This is a genomic window from Terriglobia bacterium, assembly GCA_020073085.1.
Classification (GTDB): domain Bacteria; phylum Acidobacteriota; class Terriglobia; order JAIQFV01; family JAIQFV01; genus JAIQFV01.
In genome coordinates, this window is sequence record JAIQFV010000010.1 from 252,792 (window position 1) to 279,427 (window position 26,636).

The 26,636-nt window shown below is 55.6% G+C and carries 18 protein-coding genes and 1 pseudogene; 2 read left to right on the top strand and 17 right to left on the bottom strand.

Annotation, left to right across the window (positions count from 1 at the left end):
• Positions 1-242: 242 nt before the first annotated feature.
• From LAO21_12730 to LAO21_12740, 3 genes are all read right to left on the bottom strand, one after another.
• A complete protein-coding gene (locus LAO21_12730) occupies positions 243-2,837 on the bottom strand; it encodes a HEAT repeat domain-containing protein (GenBank protein ID MBZ5553581.1) in 2,595 nt (864 codons plus the stop codon).
• 839 nt (positions 2,838-3,676) lie between these two features.
• Entirely contained in the window at positions 3,677-4,993 is a 1,317-nt protein-coding gene (locus LAO21_12735; protein MBZ5553582.1) for an amidohydrolase family protein, read from the bottom strand.
• 171 nt (positions 4,994-5,164) lie between these two features.
• Positions 5,165-7,261, bottom strand: a complete 2,097-nt coding sequence (locus LAO21_12740; protein MBZ5553583.1) for a S46 family peptidase — start codon at positions 7,259-7,261, stop codon at positions 5,165-5,167.
• A gap of 808 nt (positions 7,262-8,069) precedes the next feature.
• Between LAO21_12740 and LAO21_12745 the strand changes: the two genes are divergently transcribed.
• Positions 8,070-8,504, top strand: a complete 435-nt coding sequence (locus tag LAO21_12745; GenBank protein MBZ5553584.1) for a lytic transglycosylase domain-containing protein — start codon at positions 8,070-8,072, stop codon at positions 8,502-8,504.
• Positions 8,505-8,718: 214 nt separating this feature from the next.
• Here the strand turns inward: LAO21_12745 and LAO21_12750 are convergent, their stop codons facing one another.
• The 9 genes from LAO21_12750 to LAO21_12790 form a co-directional block, all read right to left on the bottom strand.
• The gene (locus LAO21_12750; GenBank protein ID MBZ5553585.1) at positions 8,719-9,600 is read right to left on the bottom strand and encodes a type II secretion system GspH family protein; all 882 of its coding nucleotides are present in this window, start codon (positions 9,598-9,600) and stop codon (positions 8,719-8,721) included.
• Positions 9,601-9,654: 54 nt separating this feature from the next.
• The gene (locus LAO21_12755; GenBank protein MBZ5553586.1) at positions 9,655-10,275 is read right to left on the bottom strand and encodes a hypothetical protein; all 621 of its coding nucleotides are present in this window, start codon (positions 10,273-10,275) and stop codon (positions 9,655-9,657) included.
• Positions 10,276-10,296: 21 nt separating this feature from the next.
• On the bottom strand, positions 10,297-10,854 hold the full coding sequence (gene pilO, locus LAO21_12760; protein MBZ5553587.1) for a type 4a pilus biogenesis protein PilO: 558 nt from the start codon (positions 10,852-10,854) through the stop codon (positions 10,297-10,299).
• A gap of 88 nt (positions 10,855-10,942) precedes the next feature.
• Entirely contained in the window at positions 10,943-11,518 is a 576-nt protein-coding gene (locus LAO21_12765; GenBank protein ID MBZ5553588.1) for a hypothetical protein, read from the bottom strand.
• Positions 11,519-11,577: 59 nt separating this feature from the next.
• A complete protein-coding gene (locus LAO21_12770) occupies positions 11,578-12,468 on the bottom strand; it encodes a hypothetical protein (protein MBZ5553589.1) in 891 nt (296 codons plus the stop codon).
• 144 nt (positions 12,469-12,612) lie between these two features.
• The gene (locus LAO21_12775) at positions 12,613-14,256 is read right to left on the bottom strand and encodes a GspE/PulE family protein (GenBank protein ID MBZ5553590.1); all 1,644 of its coding nucleotides are present in this window, start codon (positions 14,254-14,256) and stop codon (positions 12,613-12,615) included.
• Positions 14,257-14,397: 141 nt separating this feature from the next.
• On the bottom strand, positions 14,398-15,609 hold the full coding sequence (locus LAO21_12780; protein ID MBZ5553591.1) for a type II secretion system F family protein: 1,212 nt from the start codon (positions 15,607-15,609) through the stop codon (positions 14,398-14,400).
• Between the two features lie 165 nt (positions 15,610-15,774).
• The gene (locus tag LAO21_12785; protein MBZ5553592.1) at positions 15,775-16,425 is read right to left on the bottom strand and encodes an outer membrane lipoprotein carrier protein LolA; all 651 of its coding nucleotides are present in this window, start codon (positions 16,423-16,425) and stop codon (positions 15,775-15,777) included.
• A gap of 620 nt (positions 16,426-17,045) precedes the next feature.
• Positions 17,046-17,384 (bottom strand): hypothetical protein, encoded by a 339-nt coding sequence (locus LAO21_12790; protein ID MBZ5553593.1) that lies wholly within the window; start codon positions 17,382-17,384, stop codon positions 17,046-17,048.
• A 226-nt stretch (positions 17,385-17,610) separates the two neighbouring features.
• Here LAO21_12790 and LAO21_12795 point away from each other — a divergent pair, with 226 nt between their 5' ends.
• On the top strand, positions 17,611-18,138 hold the full coding sequence (locus LAO21_12795) for a DUF4337 domain-containing protein (protein MBZ5553594.1): 528 nt from the start codon (positions 17,611-17,613) through the stop codon (positions 18,136-18,138).
• Between the two features lie 43 nt (positions 18,139-18,181).
• Here LAO21_12795 and LAO21_12800 read toward each other — a convergent pair whose 3' ends face one another.
• From LAO21_12800 to LAO21_12820, 5 genes and pseudogenes are all read right to left on the bottom strand, one after another.
• Positions 18,182-21,301, bottom strand: a complete 3,120-nt coding sequence (locus LAO21_12800) for a hypothetical protein (protein ID MBZ5553595.1) — start codon at positions 21,299-21,301, stop codon at positions 18,182-18,184.
• Positions 21,302-22,264: 963 nt separating this feature from the next.
• Positions 22,265-22,700, bottom strand: a pseudogene (locus LAO21_12805) (transposase).
• Positions 22,701-23,418: 718 nt separating this feature from the next.
• On the bottom strand, positions 23,419-24,297 hold the full coding sequence (locus LAO21_12810; GenBank protein MBZ5553596.1) for a tetratricopeptide repeat protein: 879 nt from the start codon (positions 24,295-24,297) through the stop codon (positions 23,419-23,421).
• Positions 24,298-24,483: 186 nt separating this feature from the next.
• On the bottom strand, positions 24,484-25,278 hold the full coding sequence (locus LAO21_12815) for an ABC transporter permease (GenBank protein MBZ5553597.1): 795 nt from the start codon (positions 25,276-25,278) through the stop codon (positions 24,484-24,486).
• Positions 25,275-26,219 (bottom strand): ABC transporter ATP-binding protein, encoded by a 945-nt coding sequence (locus LAO21_12820; protein MBZ5553598.1) that lies wholly within the window; start codon positions 26,217-26,219, stop codon positions 25,275-25,277. Before LAO21_12820 ends, LAO21_12815 begins: the two co-directional genes overlap by 4 nt.
• Positions 26,220-26,636: the final 417 nt, after the last annotated feature.

Here is a 26,636-nt window from a genome sequence, read left to right on the forward strand (position 1 = left end):
CAGCACGGCATAATCGACTGCCGGTCTCAGGCGAAATTCTATCATGGGCGATTGAACAGGCGAAGGAATGGAGGGGTCATTGATGCCTTGTGGACGGAAAGGGAGCATCCTGCATTCCGGCCAGCCGTGCGTCGCCGCTATTCCGCAATCGAACGAACTGTCAGTCCTCCGCCGTCAGCAAGCGAGCATTGGCAATCCGCTTTCCGAAATCCACAATCCGCCATTGGATTCGGCCGATCGTTCTACCTCGCACGCTTCTGGAGCTCCTCGACCTGTCGCTCGAGTTTCTGGTTGGAGCGCTTCAGCTCTTCGATCTCAGCCTGTAATTTCGCCGGGTCCACCCTGGCATTTATTCCCGCCCTTATCTGTTCCATTGCTTCATTGGCAGCATCGGCCACGCCAGCCTCCCCAAACCTTCCTCCATGTCCTGCGCGGGCGGCAATCTCCTCCAGTTTCGGCAAGACCTCGGCATCTTTCAACGCTCCGAGCGCCCGGATGGCCCGGGCACGCATAAAGACGTTGGGGTCTTCCGTAATTTCGATGAGCCTCTTGTGCACTTCCTTGTTCCCTTGGCCCAGATGACTCAGGGTGTTGATGGCAGCAAAGCGCAGTGTGTCGGCCTTCCCATAAGCCGAGTCCTCCAGGGCGAGCGGGATGGCGTTCTTATCCTCCAGGAGATTGAACGCTGCATAGATGCCGGTGGCCACCGTTCGATAAGGATGTGTGTCCAACTTCTTCTTCAGTGTCTCAAAGGCATCCGGAGCCTTGATTTTTGCGAGCGACTCGGCGGCGCTGGCCTCTGCCGCATAACTGTCGTCCTTTTCAAGAATGTTTTTCAGGATCGCCACAGTGCGACCATCCTTCTCAAAGCTCCCCAGCATCCGCGCCACGGCTTCCCGGACACGCGAGTCCTTGTCTTCGATTCCGATCTCCAACGTCTCCCGCGCGGCAGGTGATCGCATCGATCCCAACGCCTCAACCGCGGCCACGCGCACCCCGGAGAAAGAGTCGTTCTTCAACACGGATCTCAAGGCCTCCACCGCAGCGGGATCGGCGCCCACCTTGCCGAGTTGCAGGGCAGCCCAGCGGCGATCCTGCCCTTCTTTGGCTTCCTTCGCCTGGCGGATCAGTTCCTCCGTTGATTTCTCGAAGTCAATCTTTTTGAGAATACGATTTCCGGGATCAAACAGCACCATGGCCGGAACGGCATCGAGCGGAAAATAGAAGTCTTGTGTTTTTTCGTTGATCTCAACAGCGTAAGTTTTCTCCCCGCCGGCGGTATGGATCTCAATGTTCACCGGGATGCGGAACAACAGGGTGGTCGAGTCAACGGTCTGCGTCTGCTCGACGTGTACGGTCTCGATCTTTCGGGTGTCGTCCCAATGGGCCGTCACCTTCAATTCCGGATACCCGGCGTGATACACCCATTCATTGAAGAACCAGTCCAGGTTGCGTCCGCTGGAGTCTTCCATCGCCTTTTCGAAATCGGACGTCATCACGTTCTTCGCCTGATTTGAGGAGACGTAGTTTTGAATCCCTGCAAAGAAGGCCTTGTCCCCCAGGACGGTCCGCAGCATATCGAGGACGCGCGCGCCTTTCTGATAAGTCGTGGCATCGAAAAGATGAGCGTTATCTTTGTAGTAGTGAGTCACGATCGGCCGCCGGTAGCGCTGGTCCTCATTGAAGAAGTTCTCTTCAAATTGCCGCAGATGTTCGCGGTATTCTTCGTATCCCAGATGGTGCTCCCGATACAGCGATTCAAAGAAAGAGGCAAAGCCTTCGTTCAACCAGATGTGGGCCCAATCGGTGCAGGTCAGCAGGTCACCAAACCACTGGTGCGCCAATTCGTGGGCCACCAGGCCGAGGCTCGAATAATCCTGCTCGGCTCGCTCGTCATGCAGCGTCTGATCCGTCTGGGTCGTCGCGGAGATGTTCTCCATCCCTCCGCCATACCGCTCCACGGCGGACTGAGCGTACTTCTCATAGGGGTACTCGCGTTTCGTAATCTCAGAAAAGAAGGCCACCATGTCGGGGGTCAAGCCAAAGGAGCGGTCCCCGGTAGACTTGTCGATCCCCGGGGTGATGTAGTAATCCACGGGGATGTCTTTGTACATCGCCTCATATTTTGAGAAGGGACCTACCACCAGCGAGGTCAGATAGGAGCTGTGGGGAACTGTTTCTTTCCAGTGGAACGTCTTGGTGTGAGCGGTCTCGTTGGCGGTGACCGAAAGCAGCTTTCCGTTGGAGATGACCACCTCATTGTCCGGCACGGTCACGACGACTTCGCTCGTGGATCGATCGTTAGGATAGTCGTAGCAAGGGAACCAGAAGTGATTGAATTCCGATTCCCCTTGTGTCCAAATCTCCGGCGCCAGGTTGGGATAGGCCTTGTCAGGATTGATGAAATACATTCCGTTGGCTGGCGTCCCATGGTAGGCGATCCCCACCTCCACCTGCTCTCCTCTCGCCCTCGGATGATCGAGATCGATGAAGAGCTTGTCCGGCTCAACACGGAACTTGAGTGGCGTCCCGCTGGTATCGGTCACGCGCTCGATCGTCAGGTCTGTGCTGTCGAGCTGGATGGTGCGAAACTCATCGCCAAAAGGGGTGAGCGTGATGGTGTCCAATCCCCGGACTTCATGTTTCGCCTGGTCAAAAGAGAGTTCCAGTTTGTAATGCTCGACATGAAATAACCTCGTTCGCGCCGGTTGGTACGCCGCCCCCTGATCAAAGGGTTTGTAATGCGATACCGGAGCGGGAGTCTGCGCGAGGAGCGAAGGGACAAAAAAAAGGCAGGAGCAGAAGAACACAAGTCCACGAATGCGTCTGAAAGGCACGAAAGTCCTCCCCGGAACAATTTTTCAGATTGGGTTCTACCAGGCCGGAAGTCTACCAAGCTTTGCGGGGGGAGACAAGGAGGTTGAGGGATTCCTCCTTGTCGCGATTGAATCAACTGCTGTTGATAAGCCCCTTGGAAAGAGAATACCGCTGCGTCCTTCAAGGTGGGCCCTTCACATGTTAGGGATAATCAAAAACAGACATGAGTGCCGGCAGTTCCCTGATGGCTTACGGCTCTGCCGCCCATTATTGCGGTAAGCCTTCGAGACTGTGTCAAAACTCAAGTCTATAGGATCTGTGGAAAAAAATTCTGCATTAGATGACCTACAAGATGCCTTGTCGATCAGGCTAATGAATTTTCATGTCCTGATCTTCGCGATTTTTGGGTTTTGACACAGGCTCTTCGGCTTACCGTTCGATCCCTTCGGACCCTTGTTTCATTGGAGGCGTTGGAGCCCGCGGTCCAAGGCGGCGGGCCCCAACGGCAAAGAGGGCAAAACAAACACCGATGAGCTGGAAAAACCGATCATTTCGAATTGGAAAAGGGACAGTCCCTAGGGACTGTCCCTTTCCTAATTCGCCGCAGGATCAAAGCGGCGAAGCAACCGTAAGTAATGTTCGAATTGCAGAGGGGACTGTCCCTAGGGGCTGTCCCTTTCCTAATTCGAATTGCAGAGGGGACTGTCCCTAGGGGCTGTCCCTTTCCTAATTTAAAATTCAAATCGAGCACGGGCGATTTCTGATCTAACCTTTGACACATCATCGAGTTAGCAGAATCTCGACTCTCAACGTTGGAGCAGCATTGGGAGGTAATCAATTATACATCGGGCACACTCATCTACTGTTTTGTTGCAGGAATCAGATTCTTAACGACCGCTCCGCCTTTCATGACGAACAGCGTTCGCTTCAAGGTGTCGATGTTCTGGAGGGGATTGTCAGCGACCGCCACCAGGTCCGCCAGTCTTCCTGCTTCTATCGAACCCAGTTGGTCGCGCCATCCCATGAGCCCGGCCGCGTTCATTGTCCCGGCCTGGATGGCAGCCAGGGGAGTCATCCCGTACTTCACCATCCACGAAAACTCCTCCGCCTGGGTGCCGTGTGGAAAGGGCCCGACGTCGGAGCCCATCGCAATGTTCACACCTGCGGCGAGCGCGCTCTCGAAATGTTTGTGTCGCAATTGAAGCAAAATCTTCCCTCGCGCCTGGGCAGCCGGAGTCGTGGCGTGGGCCACATTCCATTCGGTCACGGTGAACGTGGGAACCAGGTAAATCCCTTTCTGCTTCATCAACAACAAGGTCCTGTCATCGAGATAGTACCCATGCTCGATGGAATAGACCCCGGCCTCCGCGGAGACCCGCGCGCCTTCCCCGCCGGTGGCATGGACCGCCACCTTTTTCCCGACGCGGGCCGCCTCGTTGACCGCCGCCTGCATCTCCTCCAAGGTGAACTGGGGAACCGTCCTGTAATTCTCGGGAGAGACAATCTGGTCTGCCCCGGTGACATAAATTTTGACGAAATCGGCCCCCTCCTTGATTTGGAACCGGATGGCTCTTTTAAGACCCTCGATCCCCTCGACCATCATGGCATTGGGGATCATATTCACCGCGGGGTTGTATCCAAAGAAATCCTCATGCCCGCCCTCAACCGAGATGGCCTGCGTGGACACCTGCAAACGGGGCCCGGGAATCTCACCGTTCTCGATCGCGTTGCGCAGGTCGACATCGGCGGCCTCAGCGCCTTCTGTTCCCAGATCGCGCTCACTTGTGAATCCGGCCATCAGATCGGCTTCCGCGTTCCTCACCGCCATGATGGTCCGCTTCGCCACGGTCTCCCGCAAGGTCTGAAGGTCCTGGGGGCCCGGATGCAGGAAAAGATGGACATGCGTGTCTATGAGTCCGGGCAACAAGGTCGCCTCGCCCAGATCGATCACCCGGACTCCCGCCGGGATGCGGATTTCCTGCGTTTTCCCTACCTGGGCGATTCGTTCCCCTTCGATGAGGACGGTTTGATGGTCCAGCATCGCTCCGCTTTTCACATCCAGCAAATGGCCGCATCGAATCGCCACCGCTTTTTCAGGGGCAGTTTCCCCGGGTTGGCCATTCGACGAGACCGTAATGAAACCAAGAAAGAGAACTGTGCCGATCCACCGTTTCACCAGAAACCTCCCTTCACCCCGGATTCAGCAATTCAGGGTCACCTGCGGACTCGCGGACACTCCGGTATCCCGGAGCGTCCGCGCTTCCGCAGCCCGGATGACCCGCTCGCTCCTCCTCGCAAAACCGCCGTGGAGGCGCGAGCGGACAAGATTTCAGCCTTTCCGGCCTCCTTACTTCTTTATGCCTTCGATTTCGTCGGCAATCGCCCCGGCACCATAGATCTTTCGAAGCGCTTCGATGATACCCTGCGAGGTGACCGCGACGGCGCGCGCCTGCTTGTCGCTGTAAACAAAATCGAGGGCCAGCGACTGAATGTTCCCGTCAAAGATCAAACCGACGATTTCAGCCTTCCGGTTAATGACCGGACTCCCCGAGTTGCCGCCGATGATATCGGCCGTATTGACGGTGTTGAGAGGTGCGGAAAGCTGGACCGCGGATTTCTTTTCCAGCCAACTCTTGGGCAGATCATACGGAGGTTTGTTCTCGTGCATGGCGGCATGTTCGTAGGCATCCGCAAAGGTGGTGAAGTAGGGGATCTTTGTGCCCTTCTCCATGTAACCCTTCACGGTCCCAAAGGAGAGGCGAAGCGTAAACGTCGCATCCGGGTAAATCGAAGTGCCCTTCAGCGCGAAGATCGCCTTGGAGATGAGGGCGTAATTCTGGCGTTCCACTCCCTGGACGCTGTCCTCATAGCGCTTTCGGAGTTTGCGTGCCTCGGGATCGATCCTTTTCGCAAATACGATCATGGGGTCGGTGGAGTCCTGGATCGCCTTTTCCCCACCTTCGGCCAGCTTCTTGCGGACCTCAACATCCTTCAGTTTTGTGCCCGAAACCAGCTCATCGGCCAGCTGGCCGGGGCTCTTGCCGCCCAGGACGTCCTTGACCAGAGGGTTGTCTTTGCCCAGTTGATCCTGAAAGAAAGTCAAAGAGGAGGAGAGCTTGTGCTTTTCAAAATCGTCGTAGAGGGGCGCCGACGAGAACAACTGGAACTGGAGCGAGGCAAGATTGGATTCCCGGTATTCCCGGAGCCGCTCCGGATTCGGTTTTTGCTTCTCGGCGGCAAGACGCACCAGCACCCGGGCGAACTGGAACAAATCAGAGTCCAGGGCCGATCCGCCTTCCAGGAAGGAATAGGGTTTGGCGAAGGTCGCCAGCTCCTGGCGGGATTTCGCGATCGCACTCCAGGCGCCTCCAAACTCACCCTTCATTTTCGGATCGACATCGACCTTGGCCCGCAGTTGCTTCTCCTCGTTCGCCTTCTTGCCCATCAGTTCAGGATCGCGCAGAGCCACCTCTTCCTCACGAATCGCCTTCAGGCTGTTTTCAATCCCGAAAATGTCTTCTTTTGCAATGCGGGTCTGTTCCGGTCCCTGTTCGCTGAACTTAAGCAAGGCACTGCGGTCCCACTCCAGTAAATTCAGGGCGAAAGGAAATCCGACATCCCGCAGATATTCCAGATGCGCCAGGGTGTTGAGACGGCTGGTGGAGCCGGGGTTGCCAGAGACGAAGATCACTTCATTATCCGCAGACCCGTTCGCGCTCCATTTGAAATAGTCCTTAATGGCAGCGGCCTTATCGTTCTCATAAACACGGAAAAGACAGAGATCAAGGTCGTAGCGGGGATAAGTAAAATTGTCGGGGTCCCCGCCGAAGAACGCAATGCCGAACTCGGGCGCGAACACCAGCCGGACATCGGTGTACTTTTTGTACCGGTAGAGGTGGTACTGGCCGCCCTGGTACAGTGTAATCACATCGCAGCGCAGTCCGGTCCGGGTGGTGCACTCCTTCTCAATGTCGGCCATCGCGCCACGTCGGGCGGTGTTGGCGTCCCCTGGATTCATTTCGGGCTTCACGGCGGCATTCACCCGCGTCGTGACGTCTTCGATGCTTTCCAGAACGTTCAGTTCAAGATCGGGACACTTGGCTTCGTCGGAACGCTGCTTCGCCCAAAACCCGTTGCGGTAGTAATCGTTCTTTTCGTTGGATAGCTTCTGCATGCAGTCGGCGCCGACATGGTGGTTCGTCATCACCATTCCATCGCCTGAAACAAACGATCCCGATCCCCCATTGTTAAACCGAACCGAAGAGAGACGCACGTGGGCGAGCCAGGCTTCGGTGGGTTCAAAGCCATACCTGGCCTTCAATTCAGCCTTGGGCACAAGGTTGAACGGCCACATGCCCTCGTCGGCCGCCAAAAATCCGGGCGCGATCAGCCAGCCGGCGCACAACAGAAAAAGAAAGACAATCAAGCCTTTGCGTTGAATCATCGCGTGATCTCCTCAAATAGTAGTTGGTGAGTCTAAAAGTCCGGGAAAACGATCTAATGGCTCTGTGTACCTCGGAGGACCGCTTGCAGTCAAAGTATCGAAAGGAGGGCTGAAATGACGATCTCTGCCCCCAAAGTTCACGGGAATCGAGACGATGCGATACCGCTCCAGTCAGCCTTCAAATACAAAATGATACAACCCTACTGATGTTGCGAGACAGACGAGAACGCTCGAAATACTAGCATAAAACAAGAGGCGGGGCGATTCGGGGTTGCTCGAACCTGGCTTGGACGATAAAATCGAGAGGCAATAAGGGAGCGCTGTGTGCCTGATCCGGAAAAAGAGGAGCCCCAACTCGATTGGGTGAAGAAGCCGGAGAATTCGGAGATCGGCTGTCGACGCACTGTTTGCGTAATCCTGTTCTTTCGGACCGGGGGTTTTTACTTTCCTGCAATTCTGGCCTTCTGACAACAGGTTTCTTTTGACCATGGTTAGTCCAATTTCTGCTGCCAAGCTGACCGTGCCCGGGGGATTGAGTCTCAAATCCCTGTTCAACGGCCAGGGACGCCTCAGACGACGTGTCTTCCCCTGGTTGGCCGCATGCCTTCTCCTGACGCCGTGTGGTCTCCAGGCCGAATACGTGGTCTTTAAGAACGGCTCCCAACTTCAAATCAATTTTCACCTTCTTGAGGCGGACAACAAAGTCAAACTCATCCTCAAGAGCGAAGGATTTGCGATAGTCGATGCAAGCTCCATTGAGAAGTTCGAGCAGGAAGACTATGTCCCGCCGGAGCCCGATCTGAAGGCGATGCCACTCCCGCCTCTCCCCCTGCCATCCTATGCGGCGCCCTACCACAAACTGATTGTGGAGGCTTCCAAACGGACGGGGCTTCACGAGATGTTGATTGCAACGGTCATTGAGGCGGAATCAAACTTCGATCGTTATGCGGTCTCGCGCAAGGGCGCCCGGGGTTTGATGCAGTTGACGCCACAGACCGCCAGCGACCTCGGTGTGCACTCCATTTACGATCCCAAAGAAAATATCCTGGCCGGGGCGCGCTATCTTCGGGACTTGCTGACACAATTCAAAAACGATCTCAGCCTGGCCCTCGCCGCCTATAACGCGGGGCCTGACAAGGTTCTCTCCTACAAAGGCATCCCTCCCTTCCGGGAAACCCAGGACTACGTTCGAAAGGTCGTGTCACGATTCGCACGCCGAAGAGAGACCGTTCCCGCCCCGTGAAACCGATTGAATGACGCGTCTCGGATCTGTGCTCCGCGTTTCTTGCGGAGCGAGGGCGGGGTGCGGAGCGATAAGGAATTCAGGCAGGCCCGGGCCGCCAGAGTGGAAGCCCCACCTGAGCTCCGTCCCGCGCTCTTTGCGGAACCGAGCGAGGGTGGGGTAGCGATGAGAACAGATGTAAGAGCCCCGCTGGCGGGGCGAAAGAATCCTCCAATTATTTCTTCCGGGTGGGAGGGGTTCCGAACGGGGTCATCCCGGGGCTCGTGGGTCTGGGCTGGGAGGACGGTGGCGCACTGGATCCGGGAGGGGACGTCACTGCTCCCGGGGGGGTCTGGCCCGGGACGGAGGTTGTCCCCGGTACCGGCTGGCCTGGAGCCTGACCGAGGGGCACCAGCAAGGCCACGGACACTCCCAGATAGCAGCCCGAGCCGCCCAGTCGTCCGCCCGGCAGGGCGATATACTCCATCTCGTTGTAATGATCATATCCTCCGCATTCCATGAGGGCCTGTTCTGTAGACTGGCTGGCGACTCCGACGATGGGAAGATTGGAGAGCTGTGTGGCGCTCAGGGAGGAAGCCCCGGATCCGGCGGAGGTCGTCCCCGCCCCGAGTGAGAACGTCCCCGGCCCCGAGGGCCTGTTCGTAATGGACTGTGTGCCTGCGGCCACCGAGGTTCCCGTTGCAGAGGGGGCGCTCGGAGCAGCCACGGTAAGCTGGGAGTCGAGCACCGCGCCATTCGGTCCCAAGTGAATGAAACGCCATTCGCCATCCTTGGTCAGCGGATCCTTCCATTTTTTGCGCAGAAACCGGACGTTGTTTGTGTTCATGAGCGCATCCACGGAGGTCGGCCATTGATTGGGGAATTTCCGGTTATACGCCTGGATGGCGCGCAGGTATTGCACGGCGCGAAACTGCATTTCGAGTTCTTTCTCGCGTTTGGATTGGGTTTTCAAATCCGGCAGGGCGACAGCAATCGCGATCAATAAGAATGTGGCGAATATCATCAATGAGGCGAGGGCGAATCCCGATTGGGAACGGCCGGGATGTGTTGTCGTGGAAAGGACGGGAGGAGACCCCGCATTTCGACTGCTCACCATGAAGCGATGCGGACTCCTTGTCACTTGCGTTTTCATAACCACTGTCTCGACGGCCTACCCTTCGATCAAAGGCAACTGTTGGCGGTTCTTGTTGCGCATGTCTTCCACTTCAACGGAGTTTACCCCAATCCGGACAATCCTGTAACGGTTCGCGACAACCTCCCCTTCGGCGGCGATAAAAATGTCCTGGCCATTGGTCAGAAAAACCTTCTTCTCTTTCGTCGCAGCATCGGTGGCAAACCCATAGTACTTCAAATCGATGGGAGGCGGCGGGGGCGGAGGAGGAGGGGGCGGGGGATGATTGCGAGCATCTTCTTCACGCTTAATCTCGTCCGGAGTCTTCTTGGGCGGCGGGGGCGGGGGCGCCGCTTCGTAACGAAACAGGTTCCGTTTGGTCGCCGAATAGTCGGACGCCGAGGAGCGATCGAGTTTCTCCAGGTGAATCGTCGGATCAATCGTATTGATGTCAATCGCCTCCTGGCGACGTCGTTGTCGATAATCCGCCGCCGTCTGCGCCCCCGAAGGTTTTTTCAGAGCCGATCCCGCGGTCTGAGTCGCGGAGGCGGTGTGCTGGCCCTGCCAGTTGTTGATCGCGTAAATGACAGCGAAAACGAGCAGGACCACACAAACGATCAGCGTGTACATCTTCTTCCGGTCCTGAATTCCGAATTCCAAAACGACCTCCCGCAAGCAATCCTAAATGGTCTTCATATACGTCAGTATGGAGAGGTCCAAACGGACGAGATTGGGGTTATCCTGGCCCGATCGCAACCCGATCGAGTCAATTATGAGTATATGGTTGCCGCGCTCAACCGCATTAATGAATTTCACAATATCCGGGTAGGTCCCCTCCACGGGGAGTCCGACCTGGACCTCGAGCAGGCCTGATCCCGTCTCCTGCGAGGACTTGAAACTGGTTCGATCTTTTCTCACTCCGGTCTGTCTTGTCGTGTCGTTGAGAAATTGGATGAGAGCAGAAAACCCGTCATCGACACTCCACAGATATTGTTGAAAGCGCAGCGATTCCTCACCGGAGGCGTTCTTCAGATGTGCTTGAATGGCATCCAACCGGGCAACATCTTTCTTCTTCTCCGTCAACATCTTCATGACGCTTTGATGCTCAGTTTCGCGGGAGGCATACACCCGTCGCGTCGGTGCCAGCACCGCAAAGTAGAAGAGCACGTCAAGAACCAGGAGTCCCCCTCCCAATCCGAGCAACCACCAATGAAATGATTTTCTCTTGGTTTGCGCCATAGGTCCCTGAGGCCTCAAAAATACTTTTCAGTTCATCGCCCGGCAGTGACGAAACCGGGACATGGCTAGCCTGCTGCCTCTGCCCTTGTCAAGGTTCATACTGCAGGTGCAGAGCGACTTCGACTTCATTGGAGACGCGGTGCGTGGCGGCATCCTTGAACGACCCTTCCTGATCCACGACGATGTTGCGAAACTTCTTGGAACTCGTGAGGTTGCGTAGAAAGGTGACCGCATCCACCGCCGTCCGTCCCAGGAAAACCATCTCCATGTCGATGGCCTGGCCGCCTGCCTTCTGCCGGATCTGAGTCACTTGAACGTTAAAGGGGATCACCGACTCCAGATCCTGAAAAAACTGGGTCCATGGAAAGGTGTCTCGCTGAATGAGGAGATTGTAGAAATTGACTTGATCGATCGCATCGAGGGTCTTGGGCTGCTCCAATTGTTGCTTGAGATTCACCCCGCGTGCGGTCAATTGATCGAGCTCCTGCTGCTTCAGGCGGAGATCCTGCTCCAAAGCGCTGTTTTCCTGCCGCAGGGCCCGGTAACGATTCACAGAGTATCCCGCGCCGACGATCCCCACCAGCAGAAGGACCCAACCGATTAGATAGTACTTTCGGTAGTTAACGAACGGGTTGGTCGCCAGATTCAAATGAAATCGAAGCATAAGGGTTCTTGAGTTCGAGGACGCTATCCCGCCCGGGCGAGATTGCACGTCTTGAGGTCCTAGGCCGCTCCCAACTCCAGCCCCACCAGGGGAGCGAACATCTGGTTCATCTGATCGCCATTCACGTGCGCGGAACCTGTTCCCCCGGCGCGCTCGGTGCGGACTTCGGCCACCGGACAATCGGAGAGTTTTTTAAAGGCCGAATAAATTCGTTCACTCCCGGTGGGAAGGCCAGACAGGTAGATCATCTCAATCTTGTTTTGAAACTTATCCTGAAAATAGGCCAGCGACGGATAAATCTCATCGAACAGGGCCTCCGGGGTGAAGCTGGACGCCTGGTCCAATGTATACTCCTTCTCGACGGTCCTATAAAACCTGAGGAAGCCGTGATGATGAATCGAAGTCGTGAAGGAACGCGGGGCCAGGCGGAAGAGCAGGATGGACCGTGACCGCCAGTCCTGCGTCTGCAATTCGAGCAACTGGGTGATGCCGAAATGCTCCACGGTGACAAAGCCCGGCTCGAGCCCCAGGCGTTCAACCGCCTCTTCGTATTCCCTCAAGACGCTCTTATTGATCACGGTCAGGATGACCTCAAAGTGCGACGCGCCCAAGGTCTGGATCTGGTAGGAGAGCGCGGCTTCCTCGACGGAGAACGGAAGGCTCTTCTTCACCTTGAACCGGAGCAGCTCGAGGAGGTCGCCGGCCCGGCCCGGCAATGTTTCCAGGGTAATGAGAAGGACGCGGGCACTGAGATCGGGGATGACTAGGTTTACTTCTTTCCGAGCCAACCCCGTCCGCTGGACCGCCTGGGTCAATGCGCGATGCAGGGCCTCACTGTCCAGGATGTTCGTCTTGGAGTGAGAAGGGGAAACAACGCCGGCGGGCAACGAGGCGTACGCCCAGTTCTCGACCGGGTGCGGGGGGCGGGCTCCCGAGCGCACTGACGCCACATAGTCAGCCGCAATTGCGATGGCGTTCCTCGGAAAAATAGGTCGAAAGAAACTCTTCAGAAGAATGGGAACCCCCGTGAAGGAAATGGTCTGTGCTTCACACTTTCGCCTTGCCGGGAGAACCGTCGCGGCAGCGCTCCCGGCTTATTCAATAAAGGTGACCTTGTTGATCTCTTTCAAGGTCGTCACCCCCGCGCGGACCTTCGCGATCGCCGATTCACGGAGAAAAGTCATCCCTTCCTCGCGGGCGGCCGCTTTGATTTCGGAAGAAGGACGCTTATCCAGAATCAATTGCCGGATCCGGTCGGAAAGGTCCAGTAATTCGTGAATCGCGGTCCGACCGCGGAATCCGGTCCCGCTGCAATCCAGGCACCCGACGCCTTCGTAGAATGGCAGCGTGCTCCATTCCCGCACATCCAGACCCGATTCCTCCAGCACCTCCGCCGGATATTGAACCGTGTGTTTGCAGTTTTCGCAGATGACCCGCACCAGGCGCTGCGCCAGGATGCAGTTGAGGGCGCTGACGAAGTTGTAGGGTTCAACCCCCATATTGATAAACCGGCCGATCACATCTACGACGTTATTGGCGTGGACCGTGGTGAAGACGAGGTGTCCGGTGAGCGCCGACTGGATGGCGATCTGGGCGGTCTCATTGTCGCGAATCTCTCCCACCATGATCTTGTCGGGATCGTGACGCAGGATGGAACGGAGACCGCGGGCAAAGGTGAGTCCCTTTTTTTCGTTCACCGGGATCTGTGTCACGCCTTTGAGCTGGTATTCGACGGGGTCTTCAATGGTGATGATCTTGTCCTCGTCCGTTTTTATCTCCATCAGGCCGGCATACAGGGTCGTGGTTTTCCCGCTGCCCGTGGGTCCGGTGACCAGCACCATGCCGTACGGCTCGTGAATGTATCTCCGGAATTTCCGGATGTCGGCCTCGGAGAAGCCCACGACGTCGAGGGACAAGGCCTTGAACTTTTCGCTCATGGATTCCTTGTCGAGAACGCGCAGCACCGCGTCTTCTCCAAAGATCGAGGGCATGATGGAAACGCGGAAATCGATGGAACGCCCCTTGAAACGGACGCGAAACCGGCCGTCCTGGGGAACCCGGCGTTCACTGATGTCGAGTTCGCTCATGACCTTGATGCGCGAAATAATGGTGGTGTGGTGCTCCTTGGCGATGGGCGCCATGGCGTGATGCAGGACCCCGTCGATGCGGTATTTCACGTTCACTTCGTTGTCGCGCGTCTCGATGTGAATATCACTGGCGCGGCGTTCGAGCGCTGTAAAAATTGTGGTGTCCACCAGTCGAATGATCGGACTGACATCACTGTCCGCCGTAATCTTCTCGATGGTGATGGACTCCTCGCCATTCTCGGTCTCCTTGACGAGATCCAGCGTGAACCCTTCCGTCGCGTCTTCCAACACCCGCTGAGACTGTTCGCTCTTTTTGAGGATGTCACTGATTTGCGAGGCCGTCGCGACCTTCACGATCAGGGTCTTGTTCAACAGCATCGCCAGCTCGTCGATCTGCAACAGTTCGCTCGGGTCAGCAACCGCCACCGCGAGAGAACTGCCCACCGCTCTCAAGGGAATAAAGTTGTAGCGAAACATCAGGTCGGCCGGGATTTGCCGGAATAACTCATGCTCGATCTGATAGTTCTTTAAATCGACGAATTCATAGCGATAGCGTTGCGCGAGACGTTTCGCCCGCTCCAACTCTGTTTCCACTGGAGCCTTCGCTCCCGTGAAACCCCCGAGACTTTTGTCATGCAGATTGGTGGACATTTGACTCTATCCTCTCGGCCGGGCAGGATCCGACCATCGGGTCGATCCCCTGCTCAGCCCAATGGAGGAGCCGTACCCATCCCGCCATTATAAACCCCTCGCCCGGAACGGTCGAATGATGTCTTCCACAGACGCCGGGCGCTATCTTCCCATCTGGCCGGCGAGCGAAAACACCGGCAGGTAAAGCGCCACCATGATGAATGCGATGAAGCCCCCCATGAACACCAAAATGGCGGGTTCGATCAAGGTGAGCAGCGTCGCCACGCGCGTGTTCACCTCCTCATCAAAAAAATCCGCCACGCTCGCCAGCATGTGCACCAAAGCGCCCGTCGACTCGCCGACTTCGACCATTTCGATGATCAGGGCAGGAAACAGCTTCGTCGCCTCAAGGCTCTTGGCAATGGACTTCCCCTCGCGAACACTCCGAGCCGCCTCGAGGACCGCTTCGTTGATCCTCTGATTGGAGGTGGCCTGGGTGGAGGTTTCCAAGGCCTGAACCGCGGGAATGCCTCCGGCCAGCAACGTGGAAAGCGTGCGGGCCAATCGCGCCAACGAGAACTTCAGCCACACATCCCCAAAGACAGGGATACTGAGCTTCCAGCCGTCGGTGATCCGCCGGCCCGCCGTACTCCGCAACCAGACACGCAGAAACAAAAAGGCGATAATCAGCGCCGGCACCAGGATGACCAGAGACGAGCGGAGAGCCTGGGAGAGGTGAATGATAAAGAGTGTCGGGGCCGGCAGTTGCGCGTTGAGGGATTGGTAGAGATCCTGAAACTTCGGGATCACATAGGTCAGGATGAAGGACAGCATCGTCGTCACCAGACACACCAGGACCAACGGGTAGACCATCGAGGAGATGACCTTCTTCCGGACCGCCGACGACACCTTCTGGTAGTTGATGTAGCGCTGAATCACCTCCTCCAGGTTGCCACTCTTCTCCCCCGCATACAGGGAAGCCGTGTACACCGGAGAGAACTGCCCCTGGGCCTCGAAGGCTTCAGAGAGCATCGCCCCCGATTTCACTCGCTCCCGGATATTATCCAGCAGTGCGCGAAAGTGAGCGTTCTGAATTCGCGGGATCAGAAGGTCGAGAGACCGCAGAATCGGAAGGCCCGCCTTGATCAGGGTAACGAGTTGCTGATTGAAGACCATGAACTCGTCCTCTTTAACCCTGCCCCGCCGGCGGGTTTTCCCCGGAAGCGCCAGAAGACGCCCGTGTTCCCTGATGGTATAAACCAGACACCCCTGATCGGTGAAACGGGCGCGCAACTCCGCCTCGGTGTTCGCCGTGAACACCTCTTCAAGGACCTTTCCGTTAGCTTGCGCAATTTTACAAACGAAATCGGCCATGGTGAATTAACCTTCAGCGGTCAGCAATCAGCAAATCACCGATCAGCCGAAATGCATCAGGGCTCCCTAGTCTTTGACTCTCCGGTCAATCTGATCGCTGACAGCTGAAAGCTGATCGCTCTCTTCTCACTGACAACTGAGAACTGGCAACTGACAACTCTTCTCTCACTGCACTCCCGTCTGGTCAACAATCTCCGCCCCCCGGGGAATTCGAAACTGGAATCTCTGAGGATCGATCGGCGGGTTCTCGGTGATGTCAGAGAAGGAGAACTCCATATTTGACCGGTCTATATTGTCGACGGTGATTTGGAGTAAATGCAAGGTATTTCTCTCGACTTCCAGCACCACATCCTGGTATCCGAGCGATTCATCCTTTGGGAAGGCGCGCAATAGAATTGACCGGTCCGCCCCGGATTGATCCATCCGCTCGACACGGGTGAATACTTTCCTCCAGTGAAGCTTGCCCAGTAACATCAGGATGGGAGTCCGGCGGTCCTCAGATGATTTGACCGTCTCGCGGTAGACACGATTCTCCGAAGGAATCCAGGTGTACTGCATCTTTCCGTCAACCAGAAACAATTTAGCCTGCGGGCGGAAATATTCCCACCGCATCTTCCCTCCCCGCCCCAACATTAAGACGCCGGATTCGACCCGCTGGTCTTTTCCCTGGATGAATTTCTGGACAAAACTCGCACGGTAGGTCGCAAGCGTGGAGTACTTTTTCTGAACCTGGTCCAGCAAGTTCTCAAGTTCATTGTCTTTGCCGGAGGCCTGGAAGGCGGAACCCGCAGAGGGAGCGCCCGCTAAAGCTAGCATGCAGAACAGATAGAGGAGTGAGAACAGGCCACGCCGGGAACGAGAGGAGTTGAGGTTCGACAGAAATGACTCTTGCGGACTTGGCATCGCAAATAAAAATAGCACGGGGATGCCATTCCTTGAAGCAGAAACGACGAACACCAGGATAAATCGGGGTGCTGTTAATAAACGATCCAACAGCACCCGGATTCATCCGGGTGATAGCGATGCGACGCGGATCAGTTCGGAACCGTTTCAACGGTTTCTCGACGGGGGTGAAGTATGGGCGCACCGTATGCCGCCGCAGATCTCCAACAGGGGCAGGAGCGCTGGAAACCGATGAATCGGTTCAATAAGAGGACCGGGGAGACGAACACCCCGATAAATCGGGGTGCTGTTAATAAACGATCCAACAGCACCCGGATTCATCCGGGTGACAGCGTTGCGACGCGGACCAACAACGATCCAACAGCACCCGGATTCATCCGGGTGATAGCGATGAAACCCAGATCAGTTCGGAACCGTTTCGACGGTTTCTCGACTGGGGTGAAGTATGACCGCACTGTATGCCGCGGCGGATCTCCAACAGGGGCAGGAACTTCTCTAAAGAGCGGTCGGCAGGAACGCAAAAGAACCTGTCTCTAGTCGGGAGTGATTATCAGGGTGAGAAGTGATCCACAGGTCAAGCACACGAGAGGGTTCTCATCTCCCGCGCCGGCGGTGTCGGTATCCCGCACCTGGAAAACCTCAATACTCTCGCATCCCGCACAGGGGGCCGTCGGCAAGGTCGTGTCCCTCTCTCCGACCATGCGTTCGATTGATCCCGGATCGACTTGTCTACCCTGCTTCTTTGTGCTCAACTCAAAAGTCGAAAAGCAATCGGCGCAAACGTGGTTGAAGCAACAATTCGGGGTGCAGCTGTAACTGACCCGGCGGGAACCACATTGCGGGCAAATAACGCTGAGGGGAGCAATTGTCATGACCTCATCAATCTAACACAAGACGACACCCCGGGGTCAGCCTAAGTCCTGAACTCAAAAAATCAGCCGTCGAGGTGGTTGGATTCAGCAAACGATTGTATGGACAAAGGGATTTCTGTATCCTGTCCTGACTCTCTGAGAGAACGAGTTGAGGGCGTCACCGTCTTCGTCGGATCGGTAGCCCCTCAGCGGCCTATGAATCAGAATTTCAAACAGGAGAACTCTCGTGCCCGAACTTGAAATCCATCATGAGGCTGCACATGAAGTCGATCCGACCGGGAAGAAGATTGGCGTGCTGGCAGCCATCCTTGCGGTTGCCCTTGCGCTCGTGACCATCCTCTCCCATCGGACCCACACCCATGCCATTGTGCTCAAGACAGAAGCCAACGACCAGTGGCAGTACTACCAGTCGAAACGCATCAAGTTTCACAACCTGGAGTTGGGCCAGGACCTGATTGCAGCCTTGGGGGCCCGAGAGGAGCCGGCAGAGAAGGTGCTGGCGAGGTATGAAAAGGAGAAAATTCGCTACGAAAAAGAGGGTGAAGAAATCCAGCGGGAAGCAAGAAAAACGGAATCTGAGGTGAGTCGAGCAGAACGCCGCGGCCTTCGATACGATGTTGGAGAAGGATTACTCGAGATCGCCCTCATCCTCACATCACTATATTTCATTTCGAAGAAGAAATACTTTCCAGCCATGGGACTGGTCGCGGGGTTGGCCGGAGGAATCGTGGCGGTGACGGGGATGCTGATTTGACCAGCCAAGGGGAAAGTGGCTTCCCCCGTGGCTGCCGGATTGACTAGGGCTGCAAAGTCGGCCCCTCCTGGCCTTCTCGCGGGCGCTCCCTTCTCGACCCTCCTTCGCCCTCTCGAGGGGTCACCCTTCCGACATTCAAGTACTCAAAGTTCATGATCGCATTCCACACCAACGCATAGCTGCCTTGCGTTTCCGCACGCCAGAAGGGACGGATCGCGAACATCACAACGTGTCCCTTGCCCACCGGACAATCGACCACGGCGGCGCGATTCGCGATCTCGCCGGGGGCCGCCAGCAGTCCGGACATCAACACGTTTTTCTCGTCAGCAAAGCGCGCGATGAGCCGCGCCGAGGTCATCGCCGCTTCACGCTGCACCGCCCGCTGGCCCGGCGTCAAATTGGCCTGCGAAGGGGGCTCCGGACCCGTTGATGCCGGGGCCTCTGACTCGGTGGAAGGTTTTGTTTCCTGCACTTTGGCGGCAGAGGGTTCGGGAGGAGGGGGAGTATTGTTCAAGGGAGGAGCGGATTGTTTCAAGGTCGCGTTCACACTTGTTGGAGGGGTCCGAGGTTGGCCTCCCGGAGGGCCGCCACCAAATGGCCCTCCAAAGCCCTGGCCGGGAGCGGAGACCTGCAGGATCGGCGATTGGTTGAAATAGACCGCCAGATGATCTTCGTCATAACCATACACGATAGGAGACTTTTTATCGGCAATTTGCGCCCGCAGAACGGACCCGCGCGCCCGCAAATCCTTCGCCGCCACCACATTAACGCCCCGGACGAGTCCAAAATCGATGGGCATTTCAGCGTTGGTGCCATCGACAATCAGAAGCCCACCGTCATTTAAAAACTTCTGCAGTTTGGCCAGCCCTTCCAGACCCATTCCCCCGCGCATGTCGTCGGTTTCGTCCGGCACGCCGAGGTTGGGAGTCTCTTCAGTTTTCTTCCATGGGACGGGAAATTGGCCGAACTTCGGTACGCCATTGATTAACGCCTGTGGATTCGCCCCGACATGAGGGAACACAATGACATCAAACTGCTTTCGCAGATCGTCCATCGCGGCCAGCTTCTGATCTGAAAGATAGGTGTAGGGCACCTTGTATCGATCAAACTCGATTCGCCACCAGCCTTCCTTCTCTGTATTTATCCAGGTGTGAAGCAACGCGATGCGGGGCGCGGCCAGGGGATGGGTCTTGACCTTGGGCATTTCAGCAACTGGAGTAATATAAAATCCGGATCTGGCACCTTCTACTCTCGAAAGCAGATCGGCTGGGTTCCCTTCCGTTGGGACCAGGATTGAGCCGGCATTGTATTTCTTTCCATTGACTTCAAACCCTTCCTCGGCAGCATCCATCCTAATATCATGCAAACGGTAACGGGCAGTGATGAAATGTGAGTCTCCGTCATAGTTGAGAATGTATCCCTTGAAGTTCGAAGACAGACCCCGACCCGCGCTAACTGCACTTCCGCCGGAAGGCACTATCAACTGCATTGGCGTCTCCAAGATCTTTTTATCTTCCACCTTCGCATGCTTGATTCCGGCCAACCACGGCATGGTCCAACCGGTGTCATCGTAAGGCATGGGATCAGTGGTGCGATACTCCTGAACGCCCAGCAACATATCAGCGAGACTGGAATAGGGCTGATCCATCCGAATCACGTAGCTCCCCGCCGGGAATTTTCCTTCCTTCACTTCGACAGCTACCGTCGTCTTATAGACTTCAATACCTTGTTTCATCATCAATGCAATGAAAGATCCAAGATCTCCCTGACGTGGCTGATCCGCCGTAAAGACCCAAGCAGGGTATCCTCCCCGCTTCACTCGTTCGACTGCGTTCTTCGACTTGATCCAGTAATTCTCCAGAAACGTGTTCTTATGATCGGCGACATATTTCAGGGCAATAAGCAGGGTCGATTGCTGGTAATTAATGTTATTGCGGATCGACCACTCCACCTTGGAGAGGGGCGGATTGGGTCGATACCATTCCCGCGAAGTCGCGTTTGCCTGCAAGGTCCGTTCCTGCGTATCGGCGCCTCCATTTCCAAACGTCTCATAGAACCGTCCGATGGCGTTGCGGCCGTTGGCCACATAGAACATGTAATTAGGGACCCAGCCATCGTAAAAGCCTTGTGTCCACACGCCCGGCAGGCCGCGCTTGGTCATCTCCGTGACTTCCTGATAAGCGAGGGATTGCCACTCATCAATCTGGATGGGGTCAAGCGAGGCGTTATAGGGACCCGTTCCGGTCGAGATGTAAAGGTAGGGCACGGATTCATGCAGATCGTGGAGCACCGTGCCATTCCAGTAACTGCTGAACGAATTCAAGATGTTGTTCGTCAGGTTGAGCGTCAACACCATGGCGTCGCGATTGTTATCGTGCGCCACATACTTGCCCCAGTAAATTAACGACGGGGGCTGCCGGTCGGGATGATTGATCTTGTAGTTGTAGACATCCACCATGCGGTCGCGACCGTCGACTTCAAGCACGGGGGTGGCGACAAAGACGAGATTCTTGCGGATTGACTGAACAAACTCCGACTCCTCGACAGCCAGTCGGTAGCATAATTCCATCAACATTTCCGGTGCGCCTGTTTCCGGTGAATGCATGGCGCCGGTAGCGTAATAAATCGGTTTCCCCAGGGCGATGAGTTTTTTGGCGTCGTCATCGGAGATCTTTCTCGGGTCAGCCAGCTTCGCCGTGATGCCGCGCAACTCATCGAGCCGCGCCATATTGTCTTCACTAGTGACGACCACCGCAATCATCTCCCGTCCCTCTTCGCTCTTCCCGATGGAGAGCACCTTGACGCGCTTGGGCGCCGTGCGCTCCAGCTCCCGCATGTAGGCGTTGATCCTATCGACATGCGTGAGCTTCTTGGGCGTCCCGATGACATATCCCAGGAACTTGTCCGGCGCAGTGACGGTCGAGGAGGCCGGAAGATGATCCGTAAACTCGGTATTGAAGCGGGATTCGGTGGTGTATTCCTTGATCTTCTTCCCGTATTCCTCGTTGTTCGCAGCCGGGGGAGTGGACCGCCCCACCTTAGCCGCGGCATGGAGAGTCGATGATTCGACCATGGTCAGAGAGAATGTGAGAAAGAGGGTGATTGCATACCAGTGAAACAGAAGTCGATGGCTCTGTTTGACACCACGCACGGCCTCATTCATGGGTGAAATTCCTCCATACTTTATGCAGGGTGATAATCACGATGCTCAGGATAACCTGAACCGAATGGCAGCGCTGCGAAACTGAGATGATCGGGAATTCCGCAAGAACCCGGAAACAGGCCTCTCAGAACCTCCCGAGGCTTTACCCAGCGACGGGAAGTCAACGATAAGCGTTACAGGAAAAATTCAGAGAAAACCCTTGCGCAAGAGAGCAGAACAAGAATTTGGAAAACCTTCCATCGCCTGTAATAACTTGTGCTAGACGCGTTCCCCTAACTCCTGACCACAGAAGATCACGTTGCCTTATGTATCGAACTTGCTGACACCCAACGGTTGAGGATCAGCCAACTCCGTTAGGGGTGGCCTCTTTGTAGCCCCGATGTTCCTTTTATACATCTTTCAAATGAACCCCGTAGGGGTGAAATCTTAGCTGCCAAAATCAAATCGTCGGGGCAATACCGTGCGGCGCACGGCCCGAACAATAGCCCGCCCAGATGCCACCCCTACGGGGTTCACCCCACAATGCGGCGGGAGGAGGATTCGCGCTGCCATAAAGATGCCACTCCTAACGGAGTTGGGGAATGGTGCCTTCCAGGGTGCTTCATCTCCCCTCGGTGTCTCTAAACCGGAGCGAGGTTCCCAAGGGCCAGTATATCAGCTTCAATGATTCCAAACCGGCTCATGCCCGACACCGATGAATCGGCCCCATCGCGGGTACGGGAGCAGCGGATCGACGAAAGATCGCGTTCTGTTCAACAAGGGCAGGCCTTTTGGATGCAGATTGTGGCTCAACTCCTGACCACAGAGGATCACGTTGCCTTATGTATCGACCTTGCTGACACATAACGGTCGAGGATCCCACAACTCCGTTAGGAGTGCCATCTTTATAGTATCGCCGAACCTCCCCCCGCACCCTGAGGTGGAACCCCGTCGGGGTGACATCTGGCCTTTCAAACCCCCGCTTCAAAACTCAACGGGCTTGAAGATGTATCTCTGGTCGTACGGAATCTGAAACTTCTCCAGTAGCTCCAGATATTCCTGCAGAAAAGTTCTCCTCGCATGGTGCTTTTCTTGATTCTGAATGTAGCGGATCACTGTGGTCAACTGGGAATGAGAGTGTGAAAATGCCCCGAATCCATCCACACCGGTTGATGAACCCCGATGATCCAGCTTTAATATCCCGCACCAAACCAGAGAGGGCAATGTCAGGTTTCTGACCAATCAGCATATGAAAATGGTCCGGCCGGTTGTTGATGGAAATGAGTTTCTGCTTTTGAGCGGTGACGATCCCCGTGATGTACTTCTACAACTCGTCGTTATGCCTGGGGTGGATCAAATTCTGACGTCCTTGGACCGCAAACACCAAGTGGATGTAAATCTGGGTATAGGTATTGGCCATAGGGAAATAGCTCCTGTCGGGGTTGGTGCAGGTAGGTTGGCTTCCCGGTATACAAGCATTCACTGAGGGAATCTAACTATGACAGAACAGCATGTGCAACGCCTGGCTTCTTGAGTACTCATCGGCACGCGATATTAGATGTCACCCCTACGGGGTTCAAGCCCGAAAGGGGGGGAATGATCCAGGCTACAGATCTGCCGCCCCGCTGAGGCTGGATTAGAAGATCTCCAGCGCTTCCGATGCTTTATCCAGCGACGGGAGGTTTTTGACCGGGGTTACAGAAGAAATTTATTAGAGACCCAGACGCAGAAGAGCAGGGGGTCGGAATAAGAAATTCTTCCACCGTTCGCGATAACATTTGAAGGTCGCATGCCCCCAACTCCGTAGGAGTGCCATCTCTATAGCACGACGCTCCGGACACCGTTCCAAAATGAACCCCGTCAGGGGTGACATCTGAGTTGCCGAAATCAAATCGTCCGTACAATACCGTGCGGCGCGCGGCCCGAACAATAGCCCGCCCAGATGCCACCCCTACGGGGTTCACCCACAATGCGGCGGGAGGAGGATTCGCGCTGCTATAAAGATGCCACTCCTGACGGAGTTGGGGGTTGCGCGCCTCGGGGTACAGCAGATCCCATCGAGCTCTCGACTTCCAACCGAGGTTCTCAGCGGCCGAAATATTAGCTTCAATGATTCCAAATCGTTTCAACGATGAGGATCACTTCGGCACAATCTGCAATTTGGTGTCGGCAGAGACCATGACCTTGCCGCTCTCGGGGTCGAGCAGGTACGGAACACCGGAGGGATCGAGCGGGATTCCACGAAGATAGCGATGGGTGGCCAGTTCAATAAAGCTGCGGGGCCATCGGCCGCTATCCTCGCGAAATTTCGCGGTGACTTTTTCAAGCGCCTCGATCTGATCCTCCGCCTGCATTTCCGCCAGATGGGCGAGCGCGTTTTCCTTGGCCCGCTTATTCTCCGATGATTCGTAAATCTGCCTCCAGAGAAACTTCGAAGAAGCACGTTCCCCACCCTTCGACAAGGAAAAGGCCGCCATGGTCCGAAGCCATGGCTTGGCCTGGGGGAGTTTCGATCCACGCAGGAAGATACCCGCTGCCTGCTTGTAATCCTTCAAGTACCAGTAGTAAACGAACCCCAGCCTGAGGTACAGCTCGGGATCATCCGGATTCGCTGCAATGCCTTTCTCAAGAAGTCCGATGGCCCTCTGCGGGTCGTTCGCGCCGATCGGAGGCGGCTCGCTCAAGAAGACCGCCCCAAACTCATAAACCGGAATTATGGCGGGATCGAGCGTGGTGGTGATGTCAAGCATCGGATAGAGCAGATCAAACTTCCGGGAGGGGTCTCGCATTCGGCCGCCGGCGAAATATTGAATGGCCCGAATCCAATAAATGTCCGCCACCAGACTCTCGAATCCCAGGGAGAGCTTCTTGACGACGGAGCCCGAAGGGAGAAACAGCATCTCTTCGGTCTGATGATATTCGCCCACGACCCCGTTGATGCGCCGCTGCAAAAAGTAAATGGCCGTAAATCCAAAGAGGAAGAAGACGAGAAAAAGGGTAATGGATCGTCGAAGCATGGAATAAGATCAAATTCCAAATCCCAAGCACCAAAGTCCAAATAAAACCCAAATTCCAAATCCCAAATTCTCAAACAAAAACAAATCGATTATTTGGGCGGACTAGAAGGCCGATTTGCGTCTTTGGAATTTGATCATTGGAATTTATTTGGACTTTGGTGCTTGGGATTTGGAATTTCCTTTCTACTACTTCAAGTTCCTCTGATTGAATATCACCGCTGCTGCCGACAGCAAAACAGCCAGATAGACGATTGAATAAGCCACATCATAAAGGACCAGTGCTCCCGCGATGGGCTGGCCGTGCGACACTCCCGCGATCACATTGAAGTTGCCAAAGTTGGGAAGCAGGTAATACAAGCCCGAGGTAATGATCCGTATCCCCGTATTGCCCGCTTCCACCCCGAAATGTCTGATGTCGGCATTGAACTGGCCGATGAAATAGAGCGCCAGCGTGAACATGGCCGAAAGCGTCGGGGTCGAAAACGAGGAAAACACAATTGCGATTCCCGTGATCAGCAGCAGTTGCAGAAAGATCAGAAACACCGCCACAAACAGACTGCCGTGAATTTCGGTCATTTGACCCCGGGAGTAGGCTCGCCCCTTCACGTACGCGAGCACCAGCACCAATCCCACCGCCATAATCACCAGGTTGACAAAGAGCGTGAAGGCGAGTCCGAAAAACTTCCCCAGGATAAACTCGGTGCGCCGGACCGGCTTGGCCAGGATCGAATAAAGCGTCCTCTTGTCGATCTCTTTGTGGACCAGATTGATACCGATGAAGACCGCGATCACCGCGCCGATCAACGACATCGAGCTCAATCCCACATCCACTGTCACCTTGGTCTCAATATTGATGGAAATCATGCCCAGAATCACCGAGCTCCCGATCATCAACAAAGCGAACAGGACGAGGCTGTAAAGGATCTTGTCCCGGATGGCCTCCTTGAAGGTGTTTTCAGCAATGGCGAGAATCTTGTTCATGGCTCTTTGGTCCGGGTCTCGGGGCTGAACAGCTTGACGAAATAATCTTCAAACGACTCCTTGAGCGGGTGAACGTGGATCACCTCGCCGCCGTTGGCCCGCACCACCTCCAGGGCGTGGAACAATGCCGCCTGGTCCGGAAGGGTCGCGCGAAGCATGTTCCCTGCGACGTTTTGATCCGTGGCAATCGATCGGAGCGCGCTTTGCAATGCGTCGGTGAAATGGCTCACTACCAGTTCAATGGCGGACGAGTCGCCCACCAACAGTTCCGTCAAACTTCCGCACCCCCGCATCTTCCCTTTGTAAATGATGGCCACGCGGTCGCACAGGGTCTCCACATCCGGCAGGATGTGCGTCGAAAAGAAGACGGTCTTCCCCTCACGCTTCAAACTCAAAATCAGGTCGCGAATCTCACGACGGCCGATCGGGTCCAGTCCCGACATGGGCTCATCTAGAAAGATGACTTGAGGATCATTGATGAGGCTCTGGGCAATGCCCACCCGCTGCAACATTCCCTTAGAAAACTTACGCAACTGCAGCCGGCGGGCGTCCTTGAGATCCACCACCCGGAGGAGTTCGTCGATCTTTGACTTCACGACGGTGGACTTGATGCCGAAGAGGCGGGCCGAGTAAGCCAAAAATTCTTCAGCCGTCAGATAATCATAAAAATACGGATTTTCCGGGAGGTAACCGATGTGAGCGTGCATGGCCACATCGTCAAAAGATTTTCCCAGGATCTCCGCATGTCCCGAGGTCGGATAAATCAGCCGCATCAAAAGCTTGAGGGTCGTCGTCTTCCCTGCCCCATTGGGGCCGAGGAATCCGAAGATCTCGCCCTCGTTCACCGTCAACGAGAGTCGGTCCAGCGCACGCACCGTGCGTTTGCGCCAGAAACCGACGATGTAGTCTTTGGTCAGTTCTTCAATCTTGATGGCGAACATAGAGTCGGTGTGGTTGGCCTACCCTTTTAGTGGGCCAAGCAAACCACAAAGTACGCGAAGAGCGCAAGAAGAATCATACCATGATACCCAGAGAGGGTTTCGTGCGACCTCTGCGCCTCTTGCGGTTCAATGGAAAGTTAGGGACAGACACCTTCTCTTAAGAAACTTTGCAGGCAATGATACCAAAACTTGTGTCTGTCCCTCTTCCTCTGTTGCTTCCGGTTAGGGACAGACACCCGGATTACAGAAACTTTCAAAAAGGTCGAGCGAATAGGTGTCTGTCCCGAATGGCACTAAGTTAAGGGTTTTTTCGGTACTGATTGCGGTGACGGATTTCTTTATACAGTTTTCGGGGTGCGGTTAACAGCGGAAAGTTCTTGGGGCGGCGTTTGCGGGCGCGAGGCTCAACCCGATAGG

Bases quoted from the DNA above. Each gene is read 5' to 3' on its own strand.
- LAO21_12740 (MBZ5553583.1), bottom strand. From the start codon at position 7,261: ATGATTCAACGCAAAGGCTTGATTGTCTTTCTTTTTCTGTTGTGCGCC.
- LAO21_12745 (MBZ5553584.1), top strand. From the start codon at position 8,070: ATGCCACTCCCGCCTCTCCCCCTGCCATCCTATGCGGCGCCCTACCAC.
- LAO21_12750 (MBZ5553585.1), bottom strand. From the start codon at position 9,600: ATGGTGAGCAGTCGAAATGCGGGGTCTCCTCCCGTCCTTTCCACGACA.
- pilO (MBZ5553587.1), bottom strand. From the start codon at position 10,854: ATGGCGCAAACCAAGAGAAAATCATTTCATTGGTGGTTGCTCGGATTG.
- LAO21_12765 (MBZ5553588.1), bottom strand. From the start codon at position 11,518: ATGCTTCGATTTCATTTGAATCTGGCGACCAACCCGTTCGTTAACTAC.
- LAO21_12775 (MBZ5553590.1), bottom strand. From the start codon at position 14,256: ATGTCCACCAATCTGCATGACAAAAGTCTCGGGGGTTTCACGGGAGCG.
- LAO21_12780 (MBZ5553591.1), bottom strand. From the start codon at position 15,609: ATGGCCGATTTCGTTTGTAAAATTGCGCAAGCTAACGGAAAGGTCCTT.
- LAO21_12785 (MBZ5553592.1), bottom strand. From the start codon at position 16,425: ATGCTAGCTTTAGCGGGCGCTCCCTCTGCGGGTTCCGCCTTCCAGGCC.
- LAO21_12790 (MBZ5553593.1), bottom strand. From the start codon at position 17,384: ATGACAATTGCTCCCCTCAGCGTTATTTGCCCGCAATGTGGTTCCCGC.
- LAO21_12800 (MBZ5553595.1), bottom strand. From the start codon at position 21,301: ATGAATGAGGCCGTGCGTGGTGTCAAACAGAGCCATCGACTTCTGTTT.
- LAO21_12810 (MBZ5553596.1), bottom strand. From the start codon at position 24,297: ATGCTTCGACGATCCATTACCCTTTTTCTCGTCTTCTTCCTCTTTGGA.
- LAO21_12815 (MBZ5553597.1), bottom strand. From the start codon at position 25,278: ATGAACAAGATTCTCGCCATTGCTGAAAACACCTTCAAGGAGGCCATC.
- LAO21_12820 (MBZ5553598.1), bottom strand. From the start codon at position 26,219: ATGTTCGCCATCAAGATTGAAGAACTGACCAAAGACTACATCGTCGGT.